Origin of the sequence: Clostridium sp. ATCC BAA-442, from assembly GCF_964239415.1 — a bacterium.
Classification (GTDB): domain Bacteria; phylum Bacillota; class Clostridia; order Oscillospirales; family Oscillospiraceae; genus Flavonifractor; species Flavonifractor plautii.
On the sequence record NZ_CAXSQB010000005.1, the window covers coordinates 18,513 to 38,901 of the forward strand.

Annotated in this window: 20 protein-coding genes and 1 pseudogene; 2 read left to right on the plus strand and 19 right to left on the minus strand. The window is 60.4% G+C overall.

The annotated features are described in order from the left end of the window. Positions 1 to 11 precede the first annotated feature (11 nt). Positions 12 to 1,409, minus strand: coding sequence for a YfcC family protein (locus ACESY8_RS03335; RefSeq protein ID WP_054339502.1), 1,398 nt, complete (start codon positions 1,407 to 1,409; stop codon positions 12 to 14). 218 nt (positions 1,410 to 1,627) lie between these two features. Then, entirely contained in the window at positions 1,628 to 2,998 is a 1,371-nt protein-coding gene (locus ACESY8_RS03340) for a sigma-54 interaction domain-containing protein (protein ID WP_054339503.1), read from the minus strand. A 215-nt stretch (positions 2,999 to 3,213) separates the two neighbouring features. Between ACESY8_RS03340 and ACESY8_RS03345 the strand changes: the two genes are divergently transcribed. Beyond that, complete coding sequence (locus ACESY8_RS03345; RefSeq protein WP_055178969.1) at positions 3,214 to 4,059, plus strand: tyrosine-type recombinase/integrase; 846 nt, start codon at positions 3,214 to 3,216, stop codon at positions 4,057 to 4,059. A 350-nt stretch (positions 4,060 to 4,409) separates the two neighbouring features. Next, on the plus strand, positions 4,410 to 8,216 hold the full coding sequence (locus ACESY8_RS03350; RefSeq protein WP_054338490.1) for an S-layer homology domain-containing protein: 3,807 nt from the start codon (positions 4,410 to 4,412) through the stop codon (positions 8,214 to 8,216). 143 nt (positions 8,217 to 8,359) lie between these two features. Here the strand turns inward: ACESY8_RS03350 and ACESY8_RS03355 are convergent, their stop codons facing one another. The 17 genes and pseudogenes from ACESY8_RS03355 to ACESY8_RS03435 form a co-directional block, all read right to left on the minus strand. Continuing rightward, on the minus strand, positions 8,360 to 9,277 hold the full coding sequence (locus tag ACESY8_RS03355; RefSeq protein WP_204681173.1) for a CorA family divalent cation transporter: 918 nt from the start codon (positions 9,275 to 9,277) through the stop codon (positions 8,360 to 8,362). Positions 9,278 to 9,374: 97 nt separating this feature from the next. After that, the gene (locus ACESY8_RS03360; protein WP_065534863.1) at positions 9,375 to 9,914 is read right to left on the minus strand and encodes a EutP/PduV family microcompartment system protein; all 540 of its coding nucleotides are present in this window, start codon (positions 9,912 to 9,914) and stop codon (positions 9,375 to 9,377) included. After that, positions 9,911 to 10,291, minus strand: a complete 381-nt coding sequence (locus ACESY8_RS03365) for a BMC domain-containing protein (protein WP_007494494.1) — start codon at positions 10,289 to 10,291, stop codon at positions 9,911 to 9,913. The genes ACESY8_RS03360 and ACESY8_RS03365 overlap by 4 nt, the downstream gene beginning before the upstream one ends. Position 10,292: 1 nt before the next feature. Continuing rightward, positions 10,293 to 10,577 carry a glutaredoxin family protein gene (locus ACESY8_RS03370; RefSeq protein ID WP_275556806.1) on the minus strand — a complete coding sequence of 95 codons (285 nt, stop codon included), beginning with the start codon at positions 10,575 to 10,577 and terminating at the stop codon, positions 10,293 to 10,295. A 9-nt stretch (positions 10,578 to 10,586) separates the two neighbouring features. Continuing rightward, positions 10,587 to 11,105: pseudogene (locus ACESY8_RS03375) on the minus strand (peroxiredoxin); the annotation flags it as partial. Positions 11,106 to 11,133: 28 nt separating this feature from the next. Then, positions 11,134 to 11,406: a hypothetical protein gene (locus ACESY8_RS03380; protein ID WP_195445996.1), complete on the minus strand. Its 273-nt coding sequence runs from the start codon at positions 11,404 to 11,406 to the stop codon at positions 11,134 to 11,136. 38 nt (positions 11,407 to 11,444) lie between these two features. Then, positions 11,445 to 11,996, minus strand: coding sequence for a BMC domain-containing protein (locus ACESY8_RS03385; RefSeq protein WP_007494489.1), 552 nt, complete (start codon positions 11,994 to 11,996; stop codon positions 11,445 to 11,447). A 35-nt stretch (positions 11,997 to 12,031) separates the two neighbouring features. Further along, entirely contained in the window at positions 12,032 to 12,946 is a 915-nt protein-coding gene (locus ACESY8_RS03390) for a DUF7973 family transport facilitator (RefSeq protein ID WP_498794619.1), read from the minus strand. Positions 12,947 to 12,967: 21 nt separating this feature from the next. Further along, on the minus strand, positions 12,968 to 14,293 hold the full coding sequence (locus ACESY8_RS03395) for an SLBB domain-containing protein (protein ID WP_054338488.1): 1,326 nt from the start codon (positions 14,291 to 14,293) through the stop codon (positions 12,968 to 12,970). Between the two features lie 18 nt (positions 14,294 to 14,311). Next, the gene (locus ACESY8_RS03400) at positions 14,312 to 15,727 is read right to left on the minus strand and encodes an aldehyde dehydrogenase family protein (protein WP_007494484.1); all 1,416 of its coding nucleotides are present in this window, start codon (positions 15,725 to 15,727) and stop codon (positions 14,312 to 14,314) included. Between the two features lie 13 nt (positions 15,728 to 15,740). Then, positions 15,741 to 16,724, minus strand: coding sequence for a cob(I)yrinic acid a,c-diamide adenosyltransferase (locus ACESY8_RS03405; protein WP_007494482.1), 984 nt, complete (start codon positions 16,722 to 16,724; stop codon positions 15,741 to 15,743). Beyond that, positions 16,724 to 16,990 (minus strand): EutN/CcmL family microcompartment protein, encoded by a 267-nt coding sequence (locus ACESY8_RS03410; protein ID WP_007494480.1) that lies wholly within the window; start codon positions 16,988 to 16,990, stop codon positions 16,724 to 16,726. Before ACESY8_RS03410 ends, ACESY8_RS03405 begins: the two co-directional genes overlap by 1 nt. Before the next feature lie 13 nt (positions 16,991 to 17,003). After that, complete coding sequence (locus ACESY8_RS03415; protein ID WP_498794620.1) at positions 17,004 to 17,828, minus strand: hypothetical protein; 825 nt, start codon at positions 17,826 to 17,828, stop codon at positions 17,004 to 17,006. Positions 17,829 to 17,843: 15 nt separating this feature from the next. Then, positions 17,844 to 18,671: an ethanolamine utilization protein EutJ gene (gene eutJ / locus ACESY8_RS03420; protein ID WP_009256650.1), complete on the minus strand. Its 828-nt coding sequence runs from the start codon at positions 18,669 to 18,671 to the stop codon at positions 17,844 to 17,846. Positions 18,672 to 18,694: 23 nt separating this feature from the next. Further along, positions 18,695 to 19,354, minus strand: a complete 660-nt coding sequence (pduL, locus tag ACESY8_RS03425) for a phosphate propanoyltransferase (protein WP_024723132.1) — start codon at positions 19,352 to 19,354, stop codon at positions 18,695 to 18,697. Between the two features lie 15 nt (positions 19,355 to 19,369). Continuing rightward, positions 19,370 to 19,645 (minus strand): propanediol utilization microcompartment protein PduA, encoded by a 276-nt coding sequence (gene pduA, locus ACESY8_RS03430; RefSeq protein ID WP_007494473.1) that lies wholly within the window; start codon positions 19,643 to 19,645, stop codon positions 19,370 to 19,372. Positions 19,646 to 19,707: 62 nt separating this feature from the next. Then, positions 19,708 to 20,388, minus strand: a complete 681-nt coding sequence (locus tag ACESY8_RS03435; protein WP_009256648.1) for a BMC domain-containing protein — start codon at positions 20,386 to 20,388, stop codon at positions 19,708 to 19,710. Position 20,389: the final 1 nt, after the last annotated feature.

Genomic DNA, 20,389 nt, shown 5'->3' on the forward strand with positions numbered 1-20,389 from the left:
CTTCTTTCTGCTCACATTGGCCCGAGGCGGATGGCGTTGGCGATCAGCACCAACACCGCGCCCGCCGCGAACTGGAGGCCCAGCAGGGGAATAAACCACTTGGCCCACTTGCCGTAGGGAACCTTTGCCATGGTCAGGGCCACCATGAAGGTGCCCGAGGTGGGCACCAGGATGTTGGACAGGCCATTGCCGATCTGGAAGATGATGCAGGTGGTCTGTCGGGTAATGTCGGCCATGTCGCCCATGGGGAGCAGGATGGGCAGAGAGGTGGCCGCCTGCCCGCTGGCCGAGGGAATCAGGAGGTTAAGGAAGTTTTGGAATACGTACATACCCAGCACTGTCAGAGAGGAGGGCAGCGAGGTCAATAGGCCGGAGGCGCCGTACAGGATGGTGTGGAGAATGTTGCCGCCCTCCAGCACGATGAGGATGCCGCGGGCAAAGCCAACCGCCAGCGCGCCGGCCGCGAAGTCGGCCACGCCGCGGCTGAACAGGCGGCCAAAGCCGTCGAAGCCCACCCGGGCCACAAAGCCCACGACGATGCCCATGCCCAGGAACAGGGCAGAAAGCTCGTTGATATACCAGCCCCACTTGAGCACGCCCACGATCAGCAGGGCGAAGGTGGCGCCCATGACCAGCAGGACCAGCTTCCGGGTGCCCGTCAGCTCCGGAAGATCGTTCAGATCCACCTTCTCCTCCCGCTGGCGGTCGAACTCGTACATCAGGCTGCGGGTTGGGTCCCGCTTGATGCGCTGGGCATACAAATAGATATACACCGCCGCGATGGTCAGCATGACCACCAGGATGATGAGGCGGTACCACATGGCCGAGTACATGGGCAGACCCGCGATGCTCTGGGAAACCCCCACGTTGGCGGCCTGGACAAAGGAGCCTGCGTAGCCGCTGGAGCTGCCCACGATGGCCACCGCCAGGCCGGTGATGGAGTCGTAGCCCATAGCGATGCAGATGGGTACCAGGAAGGGGATGAAGACCAGGCACTCCTCAAACATGCCAAAGGAGCCGGCGCCGAAGCCCACCACAAAGATCATGATGGGGATCAGCAGCTCCTGCCGTTTGGAGGTTTTCTTGATGATGCGTCCGATGCCCGCCTCAATGGCCTTGGTCTCCGCCACAACTCCGAAGGCGCCGCCAATGATGAAGATAAAGGCGGAAATATAAGCGGTTTCGATCAGGCCCTCCTGTACGGCCATCAAAGCCTTCATCGGGGTCACCGGGGCCTGCTCGATGCGGTGGTAGCTGCCGTCCACCAGCATCTCCACGCCGTTCTCATCCACGTAGGTTTCGTACTGGCCCGCAGGAATCACATAGGTCAGAATGGTACATACCGCGATGATGAGCAGGAGCAGCGTGAACATGTGGGGGATACGGATACCTTTTTTCTTTGGTGCCATCTTTAACCCTCTCCTAACTTCAGATATGTGGTCCACGCATAACCACTGCCCCTAGAATAAGCAAGCCGGATGCCAGCTTGTCAAAAGAGGCAAACATAGTTAGAACTGCCTGCGCTGCCAGGGGTTGCGCAGAACGCGGCCGCCTCGCGGGACAGGCCCGGCAAAAAGAAAGCAAGAATTTTTGCGCAAAATGCAAAAAATTCTTGCTTTCTACAGTCCTATCCGTTGAGATGGTACTTCATCATCTTGTATTGAAGTGCCTGCCGGGTCAGCCTCAGCTTCTCCGCGGCCTCCGTAACCGTCCGGCTCTGCTCCAGCGCACGGACAATCAACCCCTTCTCGTAGCGGCGGACCGCCTCCTGAAGCCCCATATGTTCCGGCATAGGCCACGGCTCCTGCCTCTCCCCCGCCTCCTCCTCGTGGTAAAAGATATAGCGGGGAATATCATTGAGCTGTACCGTGGCCCCGGTACAGAGGTTGAACGCCGACTCCACCGCATTGCGCAGCTCCCGTACATTGCCCGGCCAGTCATAGGCCAGCAGGGCATTGCGCACCAGCTCGCTCACGCCGGAGATCGCCCGCTCCATGTTCCGGTTGTACTGCTCCACATAGAAATCGGTGAGCAGCGGAATGTCCTCCGGCCGCTTCCGCAGGGGTGGCAGCGCCAACTGCACCACACCCAGCCGGTAGAACAGGTCACGCCGCAGCAGCCCCTCCCGTACTGCGGTGATAGGATCCACATTCATGGCGGAGACAATACGCACATCGCTGTGCACATCCTGTTCCCCGCCCACAGGGCGGAACCGCTTCTCCTCAATCGCCTTGAGAATCTTGGCCTGGAGGGACAGATCCATGGAGTTCACTTCGTCCAGGAACAGAGTGCCTCCATCAGCCTGTTTCAGCAGTCCCTTCCGGTTTTCCGCCCCGGTATAGCTCCCACGCGTAGTGCCGAACAGGGTGCTCTCCAGCAAGGTGGTTGGGATGGCCGCGCAGTTTTGCGCCACAAACGGTCCCCTGGCCCTGGAGCTGTGGCTATGGAGTGACTGGGCAAAGAGTTCCTTCCCCGTGCCGGTCTCTCCCCAAATGAGCACGGGAGAGGTGTTGGCCGCCACCCGCTGAACGGTATCCTTGAGCGTCAGCATCTCCGGGTTTTGGGTAATGATGTCGTCCAGCCGGAACAGCCCCTTGTGCGGATTGGCCAGCCAGTGGTTTTTCCCATCCAACTGAGCGTCCTTGTGGTAGAAAACCGAGGTCTCCATCGTCCCAATCAGCTCGCCGCTGTACTCCAGCGGAAAGGTGGAGCTGACCAAGATGGTCCGCCGGCCGTAAAAGTCCGTCAATTCCTGCTTTTCATTGAGCACCGGCGCCCCCGTCCGCATGACCCGGAAGTGGCTGGAGGTCTCCTCGGTCAGTTGCGGATAGGCTTCGAGGATGTTCTTCCCGATAAAGCCCTCGTCGGCCAGCCCGTTTTCCTGCTCGGAGAACATGGCGGAGTATTCGATGGTCCCATGCCGGTCTGCGATCAGAATCGCATCCACACCGTCGTGCAGTCTGGACATGTAGTTGAGCCATTTCCCTATCACAGGCATCACCTCGCCGGAAATCACGCGCCAGCCTGCCCTCCTCGGGAGCGCTCCGCCGGCACGCCTGTTTTTTCTATTTTACAACTATACCATAAAATGTTCCGGCACACAATTCCCGCGGCAGCGGCCCCCCTTCTCCCGAACCCGCCTCCGCCGCTTCATATCGTCCCGCGTAGTTGGGTAAAATAAAAAATATTTGATTCAATGGGGGGCAGAACCATATGGAACTGCGAAGCATTACCGTGGAAACGCTGGCTGCATTCGCCCAGGCGCTCCGGGCAGAGGAGCGCTGCACAGAGACCATCAAACAGTACACGCGGTCGGTGCGTCAGTTTGCCGCCTGGCTGGCGCCGGAGACCGTGGCCGCCGGTTCGGCGGGCGGCTGGAAGGCCGAGCTGCTGCGCCGGGGCCTCTCCCCTGCCACAGTTAACAGCAAGCTGGCCGGGCTGAACCGTTTTTTTCGTTTCCTGGGCTGGATGGACTGCACGGTCAAACCACTGCGGCTCCAGCGGCGGCTTTTTCGCTCCCCCGACCGGGAGCTGAGCCGGGCCGAGTACGGCCGCCTGCTCTCCGCCGCCCGGGGACTGGGCCGTGAGCGTCTGGGCCTGCTCATGGAGGCCATCTGCGCCACCGGAATCCGGGTGAGTGAGGTGAAATACCTGACCATGGAGGCCGCCCGCCGCGGCCGGGCGGAGGTGTCGCTGAAGGGGAAAATCCGCACAATCCTGATCCCCGGTAAGCTGTGCCGCAAGCTGCTGCAATACGGGCGGGCACAAAAAATCGCCTCCGGCGAGATCTTTCTCACCAGAAGCGGCAGAGGCATATCCAGAAAGCAGGTGTGGGCGGAGATGAAAGCGGTGTGCCGGAAGGCCGGAGTGGCAGACAGCAAGGTGTTTCCCCATAACCTGCGCCACCTGTTTGCCAGAGCCTTCTACCAGGCCAGCCGGGATGTGGTCAAGCTGGCCGATGTACTGGGCCACTCCTCCATCGAGACCACCCGGATCTACCTGCTCTCCACCGGCGCGGAGCACGCCCGCCAGCTTGCCCGTCTGGGGCTGATATCATAGCGGCAAAATAAATCTTTTGTCCTATATACGGCTTGAAAAGCAAATGTTCAGTACATAGAACGGTATTCATTTTACCACATCTTTTGCTCTCTTTCAAGAAGTGCAGCCTGTTTTGGACATGGAAAAGCAGACCGGGGCAAGCAATTATGCTTCACCGGCCCATCTTCTGCGCCCATTTTTAGCCCCGTGCCTCGGCACGGGGCTTTTTTATCGCCCTTTATGCCGCATCCTGCCGGAACACACAGGTGAACCTAGGACAAAAGATTTATTTTGCCATACAAAGCGAGGTGATTGCAGCAGGTCTTTTTGAACAATAGAGTCCCAGCATATTTGAAAAAAGGAGGATAAGTATGCGAAGAATTTTGAAGCGATTCACGGGTTTGTTCTGTGTGCTGGCCCTGTGCCTGTCCCTGCTGCCGGTTTCCGCGCTGGCGACAGAGCTACCCGTGGACCAGACGGCGGAGGAAACGGAGACCACCACCCAGCCCCCGGAGGACGCGGACACGCCGGAACCGGAGGAGGAGGTCTCCACCTCCGCCGAGGGTACTGTGGCACAGATCGGGGCTACGTCCTATGCCACACTGGACGAGGCGGTGAACGCAGCGGAGGACGGTGCAACCATCGAACTTCTGGCCGATGCCACCAGTGAGGGTATGTTCTTGAGCAAGAAATTAGTAATCCAGGCCGCAAATGGGCTCAATAAAAAGCCTACTATTACATTTATAAAGAACGGTATTGCGATGGGGTATGGTGCCGCAGGTGCTCCCTTGACTTTTAAAGATGTCAATATTGTGATGACTGGTATCGGTTCTACCCCGGCTACTGGCGAGTGGAACTGGATGACCATCTGTGCTGGTAACGGCGCAAAAATTACTCTGGATAATGTCAAGATGACCATGGACGGTACCGGGGTGTCCAAAGACAATACCCAAGCTATTTACTTTTGCGGCGGCAATGAGTTAAATATTTTGAATGGTTCTAACCTAACCATTCAAAATTATCCCCATAACGCTTTGTCTTGGAACGAAGGAAATGAATATATTACCAATATAGTTGACTCTACCTTTGTTTCCGACGGAAACCGTTCCGGGTTTACTGGTACCTTTGATGTCAACATAACAAATTCCAAGGTCAAAGTTATCAACAGCCGTGGAAACGGCTCTAACGGATCTCATTTTATAATTAAAAATTCTGACGTTGATTTCAACAACAACGGTTCCCATGGCCTTTCTGCCGGTGAACTGAGTATCGATAACTCCACCGTTAACACAAAAAATAACAACGGTATGGGGATTACCGTAAACAACGCCTTTACCGTCGAGAACGGTTCCATTGTTACTGTGACCGGAAACGCCGGGAATTCCAGCTATGGTTATGCCGCTGTACGGCTCTACAACAACTATCCATTCACAGTGGACAGTACCAGCGAGCTTTATATTGAGGATAACAACAACACCGGACTGTATGTGCGGCAAGGCAATCTGACGGTAGAGGACGGGGCTGTCCTCAAGATCACCGGCAACAAGGTTTCGCACAGCCTGCTGGATGGCTACGGCGGCGGAATTTATGTCGGCTATGGCGATAACTATGACCCGGCTGTAATTCTGCCCGCCGATGCCATAATCTGCAACAATCATGCACTTGTTGCAGGCGATGATATCTATGTTTCCGAAGGTGTCAGCGGGCCCTCTCTCTCCTTCGGAAAAGTGGGCTCCGGCTGGACCCTTGACGGAGGGGAGGGAGACTGCATCGACGCCATAGACGGCTGGTACGACGACAGCGAGGGCGCCCGCTGGGAGGCGCATGAGGAGCCCTATCACGCGGTGGAGTTCACGGATTTTGAGCCGCTGACCGGGTTTGCCTCTGCAACCGGACTTACGGCGCTGAAAGCAGCCCATGGCCTGAGCCCTCTGGAGCCCGGCGAAGAAACCGGATGGGACACCTCCAAATCCAAGACCGCAACCAATCTGGACAGCAATTTTGAGTCCGACGTGACCCTGTCCCTGCCCGCGGCAGAGGAACAGCTCGTTACAGATGTGGTCTTTGTATTGGACAAATCTACGAGTGCAACGGTTGAGGCCAAGTCTCTGGAGATGCTTCGTTCCCTAAAGGATCAGCTTGAGAACACTGGCGCGAAGATCAATGTCGGTGTAGTTATTTTTAATGCGGTTGCCAATGTCGCCAATAATGGTGAATTCTTTGATCTGGCTACCGAATATGCGGACATTGAAGCCGCGATCCAGCAGACACTAAAGAGTGGAACCAATATGCACGCCGGACTGCTGGCTGGCAAGGCAATGCTGGATGCAGATACAAGTGTTGATAGCTCTCGGAAATATTTAATCCTTGTCAGTGATGGTTTAACGTATTATTATTGCAAAGGCGGAAACTACGATCAGGCATACACAATTTCTTCCAGAAACGGCGGTGATACCGGAACGGGCGGAAGGAACGAACAGCCAAATGACGGATTGTCCGCGTGGGAATGTAAGTATTCCTCTGATTATGTCCCGGAAAATTGGGCCAGCTACTTTGATGCAGTAAAAGGCGTATTGGATAGTGAATACACCAAATATGAATATTCTTTGAACGATCCGAATCGTCCAAAAACAAGTGATTTGGATTCTGAAGGCTCCATCCCTTATGTAAATAGGAACGGCTATCCAATCAACGTTGATCTGTCTCTCTACAATAGTAATGCGCTCTATCAGGAAATGAGCAAAGAGTACCATTGTTATGCACTGAAAGCTGAGAGCGGTGTCGACAGTTATGGCTTTGGCATCAGTTTCATGGACTACCTGGCCGGCGGCGAAACCGTTGATTTTGCCGACATCCAGAACGACATCTACTACCTACTTGATAAAGGCAGCTATGTGGTGGATGAAATTGGCTCCGGCACCGACAACAAAAGCAACGGGTACGACTTTGATTTTGTCAACGACATAGACCGGCTGGCCCTGACCGTGGGCGGAGAGGTTCTCGACAAGACCGAATTGATTGATCCCTCGTTCAGCGATCCCTATATCACCAGCGCCTATGGGTTTGGAGCTGGGGAAAGCGGCGCCTATGATTTTGAGCTCTACTACTACGCCAAGGGGCGGGACGGCGTCTCCAACGAGTGCTTTGTCTGGAAAATCAATGTTCCCATCTCCAACTTCGCCCCTGTTCAGTTGACCTACACCGTGAAGCTGACGAATCCCCAGACCGCCGAGGGGACTTACGGCCAGTACGATGCGGACGGCAGCGAGAACTACAGCGGCCTTTACACCAACAACAGCGCGACCCTGTACCCGGTGGACAGCAACAGCCGGCCCGGCCAGCCGGAGAACTTCCGCAGGCCAACCGTGTCCTACACCATTCAGACCAGCCGCCCCGACCCCGGCCGCCCCTCCCACCGCCCGGACCGCGACGACGAGCCTGAGTCTCTGAATACCGAGGACCACGTGGCCTATATCATCGGCTATACGGACGGCACTGTGCGGCCGGAGGGCGATATCGCCCGCAGCGAGGTGGCCACTATCTTTTTCCGTCTGCTCACCGACGAGGCCAGGGAGGCCTATTGGAGTCAGAGCAATCCATACTCCGACGTGGCTTCCGGCGACTGGTACAACAACGCCATATCCACCTTGACCAGCATGGGTATTCTGGACGGCTATCCGGACGGCACCTTCCGCCCTACCGAACCCATCACACGGTCTGAGTTTACCAAAATTGCAGTGAGCTTTTTCGAGTTTACCGAAGGGGACTTGACATACGACGGCCGATTCTCCGATGTGGAGGGAACCGAGTGGTATGTGACCTTCCTGGCCGCAGCGGTGGAGTACGGACTAATTGAGGGCATGCCCGACGGCACCTTCCACCCGCTGGACAATATCACCCGGGCCGAGGCGTGCACCATCGTCAACCGCACCCTGGGCCGGGCCCCTCATGAAGCACACCTGCTGCCCCGCGGAGAGATGCTCACCTGGCCGGACAACAATACCTCCGCCTGGTACTACGCAGCCATGCAGGAGGCCACCAACTCCCATGACTATATCTGGACAGAAGGGGAAGACACGGAGGAGTGGACCGGCAGGCTGACGGAGCGCGATTGGGCCGCTCTTGAGCGAGTCTGGTCCGACGCCCATGATGCGCCCGGCGGCGAGGTGATGGACTGAGGCCGCCGGAAAAACGGCGGCAATCCGGAACATCTGCTTCCTAGTGAAACCAAAATGGGCCGGAGAGGACATTCGTCCTCTCCGGCCCATTCCGGTCTTTGGCGGCACGGGTTCGGCACACCCCCTCTGTCACCGCTCCATATTCATTTTTCCCACTGATCCCGCTCCAGCTTCTCTTTCCTGTGGAATTTCGGCAGGGAGGGAAACGCCTGAATCGGACCTCGCCCGGAGGAAAGCGGCGCATTGCCGCGGCGGCTGACATGGTAGACCGCCGTGGCCCCCACAGACAGGCCCGCAACCGACAGGCCGCCGATGATTCCCAGAAGTGGATTGGCGGCCAGCAGACTTCCGAACATGAAGTTGAGAACCACCCCCACCAGCGAGATGATGCTCAGCAGCCGGGCATTCCGGTTGATATTGTTATTGATGATGGAGGTATAGGTATCAAAGTCCTTGAGAACCGTGCTCTTGATGAGCTCATACCGCTCCTCCAGGAAGCGGAACTCCATCAGCACCTCGCCCTGCAACACATAGCTGTTCTGCATCTGCATCGGATAGTAGCCCTTGTCGATCCGCGACAGGATCTCCTTTACCGCCAGCACCATATTCCCGCACTCGGTGTAGCGCCTGCGGAAATCCAGCAGACGATAGGTGCCGCTGTTGTCGATGCAGTTATCCAGGGCGTCCTCCAACTGTTTCATCTCGCCTGTGCAGCCCTCAATGCGCAGGGAGAGATCCTGTATTTTGAACTGGAGCGCATACATCAGCAGTTGTCCAATATACTTGACCGGCTTCTCCTCCAGGAAGGCACGAAACGCCCCCTGTGTGGACTCCTCGACAACTGCGTTGCTCCCCACCTGCCTCACCCGCAGGGCGCCGGGTAGCATTTCATCGCCGTAGAGCAGCTCCAGCACGACCTGGTCCTCTCTTCCGGTCATACGGTCCTGGGTGACCAGCTCCTCCATCGGGGCAAAAAAGATACAGTAAGAGCTGCCCTCAATCCCCTGTTCCTCCCGGAACTGTCCCCGGTTCATCGCGGAAAAAAAGGTCAGCGCTTCCATGGACAGCCCTCCTTCTGCAAATTGTATCGCCTAACGTATCATAACAGCAAAGCTCCCACCGCAGTCTCTCCCGCGGCAGGAGCACTTCTGTTTTTTCCTAAACTGTTTGCGGGTGTCCGCCGCCCTCTTCGGGCAGCCTCCCATATTTGTTCGAGAGAACCACCCGGGGACGCTCCGCCGCCTGTTCCGAATCCCAGGGCAGGATGTCTCCCGGCTCCCGGAGATAGTTGAGGATCTGCCAGATCCCCTCCCCGGTATAGGAGCTGACCCGAAAAATCGGATGGCATCCCGCCAGCTCCAGCCAGCTCTGCGCCCGGTCCGGATCACCGTCCGGATGGTCAATCTGGGTCACAATGCCGATCACCGGGCGGTTGCAGCAGGCCGTCACACAGGGTGGGTAGAGCGAGTACGGCTCGGTGGAGCTCAGCAGCAGCCCCACCACGTCGGCCTCATAGGTATAGAGCGCCAGCGCCTTCGCCAGGCTGGCGTTTTCTGCATACTCCCCCGGCGTGTCAATCACCACATCATAATGGTTTATGTACTGTGTCTTGTGATAGTGGATCACATCGCCCTTCAGCGCCTGCGTGAGGGTGGTCTTTCCGCATTCGCTCCGGCCCATTAAAATAATTTTCTTCATGTCCTCGTAATTTCACAGATGGTAAACCCCAGGTGATTCTTCAGATAGGTCAGGATACTGGACACCGCGGCCTGTACGTTTGAAATGCGTCCGGTAAAAATGAGGGTTCCGCTGAAGCGGTCAATAAACCCCATCTCCACCTTGGAGGTCTTGGTCGCAATATCGCCCGCGATTACGGAAATTTCAGAGGGCGTCATGCTCAAAATTCCGATGGCGGCCTGCTGGTAGTCCACATTGGGATTGAGGCCCAGCTTCTGATAAATAATCTCATCCGGGCTTGCAATAATATGGGCCAGAGTGACCTGCTTGCCGGGCACCATCTCCTGAACAAGCCGCATCTTCCCCTCCTGCACGGTTCCAAAGTCCATTAAGTCCATCCTATTTCACCTCGTTTGCTCCGCTCAGGCCCAGCGCCGCCTTGATTCTGGGCATATTATAGCCTACAATCTCCTCCGCGCCGATCACCGTGACCGGCAGGCCCGTGTAGCCGCGGCTCTCCATAAAGGCCTGCCCGGCCTTATCCTCCGCGAGGTTGATCTCCTCATAGGAGATCCCGCCCTGTCTCAAAAACTCCTTTACGCTGCGGCAGTAGCTGCAACCGGGCATCGTATAGATGCGCACGGGCGCCGTACCCGCCAGCACTGGAGCCTCGCGTTCCGGCATGTCCGGGCGGAGGTTTTCCTCCCCGGCCTTCCAGCCGGCCGCGCACAAGCCGCCGGTTTTCAGCGCGGCCAATACCCGGAGCACCTCCTCCGGATTGCGGCCGATGTTGTTGTCGTGGATTACGCTGTAGCGCACTTTTTGCTCCGGGTCAATCAGGAACAGCCCACGCAGGGCCACCCCCTCCTCCTCCAGCAGCACTCCGTAATCGGCGCAGACCCGCAGAGTCTGATCCGCCGCCATGGGGTAACCCAGCCCGCCCAGGCCGTTGCGCTGCCAGGCCTGATGGGTGTAGACGCTGTCCGTGCTCACGCTGAGCAGCTCCGCTCCGGCCGCACGGAAGGCCTCCCGGTGCTCTGAGAAGGCTGTGAGCTCTGTGGGACAGACAAAGGTGAAATCCATGGGGTAGAAGAACAGCACCAGCCATTTCCCGGCATAGTCCGGCAGCGCAACGCGCACAAAATGTTCTCCGTCCGCCGACAGCGCCTCCATGGAAAAATAGGGCGCCTGCTTTCCAATGAGTCGTTCCACAGAGCTCACAATCCTTTCTTACCAATTCTTATTTATCCGGCTTATAGAAGCACTGAGAGCAGTCGTCCTCCTTGTCCTCCTCCCGCTTCTGCCCGTCCTCGGGCTGGTAGAAGCACTGGGGACACTCCTCCTCCGGCCTTTCCTCCACTGCCTCCGGCTGGTAAAAGCACTGGGGGCACTCTTCCGGCTCACCGCTCCTGTCGGGGGCGTGGTACATACCCTGGGGCACGCGCTCCCCCTCCCCAGGCTTTTTGCGGTTGGGTGCTGGATAGTGGCAGTTGGGACAATCCTGTGAAGCCATACTGATGGCCCTCCTTTCCGCGTCTGTTCCTGTTTCCCTTAGTTCGTCAGCTTGTCAATCAATCCCGGATGGGGCGATGCGATCACGCTGCTGCTTGTAATATCCCCGGTCTCCTCCAGTTGATTCATCGCGGCCTTAACCGCAGAGCGAACCGCGGAAACCTCGCCGGTGAGAATAACAAAGCCCTTGCCGCCCAGGCCGCGGGCAATGCGGATCTCCATCAGGCGGACGTTCGCCGCCTTGGCGGCATAGTCCCCCGCCTCAACGGCAGTCAAAGCCGTCATGGTCTCAATCACGCCGATGGAGGCGATGTGTCCCACCTCCGATGTGCCCACGATCGCCTCCGGGACGGAAGCATGCACGTTGTTGATGGTGTGGTGCCCGACCAGATAGATGCCCGCTGTCTGGCGGCCGCTCTCCATGGCGCTCTTCACAGCGCCTACCGCGCCGCAGATGATAATGACATATTTACCCGGACAGGTGGGGGTCGCGGTCAGCAGCTCCACATTGGCGGCCTTCAGCACCGCATCGGCGGTTTCAATGCCGACGGGGATGCTTTTCAATTCCAGTAATCCGATGGACTTTCCCATAACTGGCCTCTTTTCCTATGGATTCCTCTGTTGGCTCAGGCATTGATCACGCTGCTGACAGCGTTGATCACAATCGTCAGGATAAAGATCGTGGTAGCAGGGGGGTCGATGTGGGTGTCGCAGTGGCTGTTCAAGCTCTTGCCCACCAGGTCGCCCAGCAGGGAGCCCAGGATGCCGAAGAGCACGCCCAGCAGAGCGCCCGCAGGGCCCCAGGCGGTGATGCCGGCCACGGCAGCCAGCCCGGAGGGCAGGAAAATGTGGTGAGTCGCGGGCGTGGCGAAGCCGGTCTGGGTGAAGATCAGCGTGATGGCCGCAAAGCCGAAGCACACGATCGGGAAGATGCTGAACGCGGCGGTAAACTCATTCTCGTACAGGAATGCGGCGATGAAGCTCACCACAATGCCGATGCCGCCGCCCAGTACCACGTTATAGACGAAGCCCTTCCCAGTGGCGAACCACTCGCGCTTTCCGGAGCCGGTGTACTTGCCGGTCAGGCCGGTCTTGCCGAAGGCCAGACGGGTGACGACCGCCAGAATGAAGACGGTGATGCCGGGCAGGTCGGTGGTGGCGGGGCCGGCGCTGCCGATGACGGGCAGCAGGCCGATGCAGTAGTGGATCAGGAAGCCCAGCACCCCGAAGATGCCGCCCACCAGGAGCACGTCGGGCTCACCCAGGCCGTTGAGGGAGGACAGGATGTCGGTGCCGGAGGCCAGCTTGCCCTTGCGGCCCGCGTAGCCGGGGGCGGCCACGCCGCCGGCAAAGGCGATGTGGGGGCCGACAAAGGAACCAAAGGCGAGGTAGTTGACTGCAACATCGCCGCCCACGCCGGCAGCCGTCAGGACTCCGCCCACCAGGGCGTAGATACCAGTCATAATAAAGGCGGGAAGGGCGCCCATGTAAGCGCCGATAATGCCGCCGCCAAATGCGGCGATCAGAGCCAAGATATCCATAAATCAGTTCCTCTCCAATCTTTATTGTTGGATGGTAATCTCTCTCTCGGTCACCGCGGTCACCGTGCCCGCGATGCTCGCGTGAAGGTTTGCCCCCAGCTTTCCCTCTGGGGCCGCCGCAATCAGGGCTCCCTTCTCCACTCTGTCCCCTGCGCACACCACAGGCTGGGCGGGTGCGCCCACCCCCTGGCTCAGCGGCAGGGTCACCATTTGATAATCGTGGGAGCTGTCCTCCATCGGGGCGGGGACATCATAGCCGTCCAGCCCCAACTGGTGAATCAGCTTGTGAACCGGGTATCGCTTGTACTGCCGGAACGGCGCGGCCGCCTCCGGCTGGTTGTGCAGCGCATTGCGGACACCCTTCTTTCCCATCTCGCCCTTGAGCATCCCGTTCAGTTTCCAGGGCTGAAGCCCCATCACGCAGGCGTACTCGCACAGGCGGCAGCCGCAGCACAGGAAGGCGTTCATGGGGGTATACTCCGGGTCGCAGAGGGCGCCATAGGCGGCCAGGCGCATCATCTTGTGCGGCTGGATGCGGTGCCCCAGCAGGCCCCGCGGGCAGACCTCGGAGCACAGGGAGCACTGCATACAGGCCACGCGGGCATCCTGGAGCATCCGCGGCACGGGCCGGTTCAGGCTCTGGAGGAGGGAATGGCCCTCCGGGACCACGATGAGTCCCTTTGTGGTCTTGGTAATAGCGCTTCCGGTGCTCACCACACGCCCCATCATGGGCCCGCCGTTGATGACCTCATAGTGCTCCACGGTGGGGCCGCCCGCCAGGGCCAGCGCCTCCGCCACTGTGATTCCCAGGGGCACCTTCATGGTCTTGGGGGTGCGCACCGCACCGGTCAGCGTGACATACTTCTCAATCACCGGGGCCTGATGGCGGACGGCCGCCAGCACATTGAGGGCCGTCTCCACATTGCTGACCACCACGCCCACATTCAGGGGGATGCCCCCCTCCGGGACCACGCGTCCGGTCACCTCGTAGACGATCACCTGTTCGTCACCGGCGGGATAAAATGCGCCCATCCGGTGAATCCTCAGCTTGGGATGCCTGGATAGCTCCCGCTCCAGCGCCTCCACCGCCGCGTGGTAGTGCTCCTTGAGCGCCACCACGCCCTGGGACGCCCCGACCTGCTCCACGAGCAGATCGAGGGCGTCCAGCAGGTCGCCGGCCTGGAGGGCCATCAACTGCTGATCCACCCGGAGCAGCGGTTCACACTCCGCTCCGTTGATGATGACGGTGTCCGCCTGGGCCTTGAGCTTCACATGGGTGGGAAATCCGGCGCCGCCGGCGCCCACCACACCGGCCTGTTCCACCAGGCCGAGCAGATTCTCTTGCATAATGGCCCAAACCTCCGTTTATCTGACGTCCATCCCTCCGACGAGCACGCATCTGCGGCGCCGGGCAAAGGATTTGGCCGAAGTCAGGCCCTCTCCGGTGGGACCGGCGATGGTAAACGTGGTATAGCCCTCGCCGCCTACGCCGATGCCGGCGTAAGAGGGGCCGTTTTTCACAAAAATCGTGGTCTGGATGAGCTTGGCCATCTTGGTCAGCTTCTCCACATTGCGGGAGTGCATCATGGCGGTGTGGCGGTTGCCGTGCTCCACCCGGACGGCCATCTCAATGGCCTGGTCCACGTCGGGAACCCGCACCAGAGGCAGGATGGGCATCATGAGCTCCACCTGCACGAAGGGGTGGTCCTCCTTGGCCTCCATGAGGATCACTTTCACGTCATCGCCCACGGTAATGCCGATCTTGTCCAGGATGTACTTGGCGCTCTTGCCCACAAACTCGGTCTTGGGGCTCTTGCCCTCCTTGGTCACCAGCTCCACCAGCTGGCTGATCACGGCGGGGTCCTTGACCTCGTAAGCACCGTTCTTCTTCATGTTGAAGATCAGGTAGTCGGCCACGGAGTCCACGGCGATGACTTCCTTCTCGGCGATGCAGGGCAGGTTGTTGTCAAAGGAGCAGCCGTCCACGATATCCTTGGCGGCCTTCTCGATGTCGGCGGTCTCGTCCACCACGACGGGGGGATTGCCGGCGCCGGCGCCGATGGCCTTCTTGCCGCTGGAGAGCACCGTTTTGACGATGGCGGGGCCGCCGGTAGCCACCAGCATGCGGATCTTGGGGTGGCTCATCATGGCGTTGGTGTTCTCAATCGAGGGGGCGGACACGGTGACCACCAGGTTGGCGGGCGCGCCTGCCTTGCAGAGGGCCTTGTTGATGAGCTGAATCAGGTGCAGGGACACCTTCTTGGCCCGGGGATGGGGGCTGAACACCACCGCGTTCCCCGCCGCCAGCATGCCGATGGAGTTGCAGATGATGGTCTCAGTGGGGTTGGTGGTGGGGGTGATGGAGCCGATCACGCCGAAGGGCGAGTACTCCACCAGGGTCAGGCCGTCGTCGCCGCTCATGGCGTCGGTGGTCAGATCCTCGATGCCGGGCGTCTTGACCGCGGCCAGACGGTTCTTGATGAGCTTGTACTCATAGCCGCCCATGCCAGTCTCCTCCACGGCCAGGCGGGAGATGTACTCCAGATTCTCCTGGTCCAGCACCACGTCGCGGATGGCCTGGACATAGCAGGCCCGGTCGTGCATGGAGCGGTTCAGATACTCCCGCTGGGCCTCCACGGCCGCGTCCACCGCGTCGTTCATGCTCTCAAATACACCCCAGTCCCCGCCGGACGGGCAGGTCTGGGCGGAAGCGGTCTCCGTGCTCAGTTGGGATACAACCCGCTTCACAATGGATTCGACCACATTCTCATCAATGTTCATTTGCTGTTCCTCCTTAGAGAGACATCGCGTACCGTGCGATGTCCATATCCTGTTCCACCGTACCGCCGGATACGCCGATGCCGCCCACGACTTTCCCGTTTACCACATAGGGGAAGCCGCCGCCGAACAGCACGATTTTCCCGGGAGCGGAAGCGTCAATGCCGTAGAGCGGGCCGTCCGGCCGGGCCGCCTGGCCCAGCTCATGGGTCGGCATCTGGAAGGCGTTGGCGGTATAGGCCTTTCCGGCCGAGACGTCCACGCTGCCCAGCAGCGCGCCCTCCATTCTCTGGAGCAGGACCAGATTGCCGCCGCTGTCCACCGCGGAGAACACCACCGGAACCCCGAGCTGTCCGGCCCGCTCCACGGCCCGCTGGGCCATCCTCTGGAGCGATGCCAGGCTAAAAGGGGGCAGGCCGCCCTCCGGGGCGGACAGCTGTTTCCGGACCAGCGCAGTCACCTGCGCCCTCAGGCGCTCCTCCTGCGTCAGATCCTCTTGAAGCCTGGCCAGCGCGTATACCGCGTCGGACAGGCGGTTGATGTAGCGGGCCAGCACCTCGCGTACCGGCTCGTGCTCCGCCAGGGCCACCACATGGCGCTCCGCCCGGCGGACAATGGTACGGGCCACATGGAGCGCCGCCGAGGCGGGGTCCACGCCCGGAATGACGAAGTGGGTCTGCTTCCCGGTGGTCTCGGTGCACTTGTCCACCACGCCCTCCAGAAAGGCCACGTCCTCCTCCGAGATCTTTCCCGTCAGCCCGGCCGCACCCTGCTCGTCGCTGGCCAGCTCCGCCCCCAGAGAGAACAGCCGGCCCTGGATGCGGTGGACCGTGGTGCGGATATATTCCCGGTCGGTCTGGGCATACGCCAGCCCCAGCATGGAGTTGGCCTCGTCAATGGTGCCGTAGCACTCCACCCGCAGGCTGGACTTGCTCACCCGGGAGCCGCCTACCAGGCTGGTCTGGCCCTTGTCTCCGGTTTTGGTGTAAAGATTCGCCATCAGCCCACCTCTACCGTATCCACAATGCCCACGATGGAGGTATCCACCGGGGCGTCACCCTTGCCGAACACATAGCGCGCGGAGCTGCCCTTGCAGACAATGACAATCTCGCCGGTGCCCGCTCCCACGGAGTCCACGGCCACCTCGCTGGTGCCTTCCCGCTCCAGGCGCTCCGTCAGCTTTTCCACAACCAGGAGCTTCATCCCCACCAGATGCTCGTTCTTGCTGGTGGAAACCACCGTCCCGATCACTCTTCCCAAATACATTTTGCCACCTGCTTTACGTCTCTTTTCGGATGCAGATGTCCCGGCGGCGCGCCTCATCGGCGGCCAGTTGGGTAATCAGGGTCTCCCGCGGCACCCACAGGGTGCTGTGAGGCGGGCAGCCCTGGACGTGGCGTCCGCTCAAAACCCGGCCCTCCAGCCGGATGCGGGCAGCCCCCTCCTGCTTCCGGGGCGCGGCCTCCGGCCTCGCAGCCGGTGCCGCCGTCCGGGCCTGTGCCCCGCCAACCGCCCGCAGCGCCTTGTCATAGAGGCCGCCGGAGGTGGTCAGGCGCGCGCCGAAGGAGCGCAAGGTCTCCAGCTTGTTCCGAAGCGCCTGCTTCAGCGGCTCCGCCATATGGAAGCCGCGCTTCAGGCGCTCGGCGTGATCCGGGCAGCAGCCGTCGATGTTCACCACCACGTTCTTTCCCCGCATCAGGCCGTCCAGAATAACGGCGGACGCCGGTGTGTCCGCCATGCAGGCGGCCACGTGGGCGGCGGTATGTACCGTCATGGCCGGAACCAAAATGGTGTCGTACCGGGCGGTCAGCGCCTCCGGAGTCTCCTCCGGAGTCTCCACCCACAGCTTCTCCGGCTCCAGAACGGAGCGGAGCCGTTCCACGTCCAGCAGGCCGGACGCCCCCCGGGAGAGGAGCACCCGGAACGTGAAGCCCTCTCCGCGCAGGCGGCCCATGGCCTCCAGCGCGGCGGCCTCACCAATGTTGGAACCGGTGTAGACTACCAGCGCCTGCTTCTGCCGCGCCAGGAGCTTCTCCACAACGCGCTGGGCCAGAATCTCGACAAACGCCTCGTCCGCCATTCCGCGCAGTTGCTCCGTCGTCAACGGTCCTCACCTACTTTACAGCTTGCAGTTTACGGCAATCCCCAGGGGCGTCACCAGCAGCGGAGCCGCCGGCTTGACCACGGGGACACCCAAAAATTTCTCAAATACCGATTCAAATTGGGTGAAACAGCACGCGCCGCCCACCACATAGACCGCCTCCACCGGGTACTCCCGTAGGTAGTTCCGGACAATGGACGCCATTTTCTCCACAACCGGCTTGATCACAGGAAACACATTGGCCTCCTGCGCCGGATCCCGCTTGGCCAATTCGGCCTCCTGGGTATTCCAGCCGTGGAAGCCAGCCAGCACCAGTGTCATGTGGGTGCCTCCTGTGGGCTCGTCGCCCGTGAAGATCACCTTTCCGTCCTTCAGGACGCTGATGCCTGTGGTGCCGCCGCCCACGTCCACCACCGCGCCGTCGGAAATACCCAGCACGGAGGAGGCCGCCGTGGGTTCATCCACGATGTTGGTCAGGCGGAAGCCCGCCGCCTCCACGACGTTTCCGATGGCCTTCACATTGCCCTCAAGGATGCCGGGCGGGATGGCACAGGCTCCGGCGTCCAGCATGACGCCCAGGCGCTCCTCCAACTGTCCTTTCAGATGTGTGACCGCCCGAACCGCCCCCATGTAGTCCACCACGATACCGTCCCGGACCACTGTGGAGGGATAAGAGGCCCCGGCCACCGGCCGGTTCTGCTCATCCACCACCGCCAGCACGATGTTGGCGGTGCCCAGATCCACTCCGGTACGCAGCGTACCCTCCCAGGCATTGCAGCCTCCGGTTTGAATCAGCCGCTCAAATTCCAGAAGGGTCTCATTGGCCTGCGTCAGCTCCTGGCCCACCTCTGCCCTGCCTCCTTCCCGGCTCAATCGTCAAGGAAAAAGGCCCGGTCGCCGTTTTTGACGCCCAGAGCATTGGCCTCTTCCACATCAATGTGCATTTCCAGCGCGTACTTGTCAGAGACGCGCACCAGCACATTGCAGAGGATCGCGCCCCGCAGGCCGTCGATCTCCGTTTGGATATACTGGCCGTCCTCCACGCCGAAGCGCGCCGCGTCCTTCGGAGTCATGTGCACATGCCGCAGCGCCGCGATCACGCCGCTGTCCTTCTTTACACTCCCACAGGGCCCGATGATCTCAATGCCCGGGGTATCCTTCAACTGACCGGACTCGCGCACCGGGGGCTTGACCCCCAGCGTGAAGCCGTCGGCGATGGAGATCTCTACCTGCGTCTGAGCGCGCAGGGGCCCCAGCACGCGCACGCGGCTGAGCTCCCCTTTGGGCCCGCGGATGGTGACGGTCTCCTCCGCAGCATACTGCCCCGGCTGGCCGAGCATTTTTTTGACCGTCAGCTCGCTGCCCGGACCAAACAGGGCGTCCATGTCCGCCCGGTCCAGATGGACATGGCGGTTGGAGACCCCAATGGGGGTGGAGCGCTCCAGCCGCTGCTGCTTCTGGAGCTCCTCCACCACCATGCGGGTGATCTGGCGGACAATCTCTGCTGAAACCACGTTGTTCTTGTCCATGCCTCAAGCCTCTTTTTACAGGCCCTTCGGCAGAATCTTCTCCACGTCGGTGTGGGGACGGGGGATGACGTGCTGCGCCACGATCTCGCCCACCTTCTCGGCGGCGCAGGCGCCGGCGTCCACCGCGGCCTTGACCGCGCCCACATCGCCGCGCACCATGACGGTGACCAGGCCGGAGCCGATCTTCTCATAGCCCATCAGCGTAACGTTGGCGGACTTGGTCATGGCATCGGCCGCCTCGATCGCGCCGACCAGACCCTTTGTCTCGATCATACCCAGAGCTTCACCCATTGTGATAACCTCCTAGAAAATATCAGAAAAATCAGTGCTGCCGTCCCGCTTTTCTGCGCGGTTCAGCGTTTTGCGGACTTCTTCCCCCGCCGTTTGGAGGGCGTCTCCTTCGCCTTTTCAGAGGGGGCTTCCTTCGGAGACTCCATCGCCTCCGAAGCGCCCTCCTCTGCGGGCTGCGCCTCCTCCGGAGACTCCGTCGTCCCCGAAGGCTCCACCTCAACGGGCTGTACCTCCTCCAGAGACTCCGCCGTCCCCGAAGGCTCCACTTCAACGGGCTGTACCTCCTCCGGAGACTCCGTCGTCCCCGAAGGCTCCACTTCAACGGGCTGTACCTCCTCCGGAGACTCCGTCGTCCCCGAAGCACCCTCCTCTGCGGGCTGCACGTCTGCCGGAGACTTCGGCGGCTCCGGCGGATCCGTTGGAGCGGGCGGCGCAGGCGGCTCCGGCGGCTGATCTCCCACCGTGTCGGTGTTGTGGATCAGGCCGGTCAGCCCCATGGACGGCCGCGCGATTACCCGGGTGCTTACCACCCGGCTCACCTTGCCGGCGGCAATCCGCGCGGCGTCTACCGCCGCCTTCACCGCGCCCACATCGCCCAGGATCTTGATGGTAGTCCAGCCTCCGCCTTTGGTCAGCTCATAGCCCACCAGCTCCACATTGGCCGACTTCACCGCCGCATCGGCGGCCTCGATGCCGGCCGCCAGGCCTTGGGTCTCTATGAGTCCCAGGCTTTTTTGCTGCATG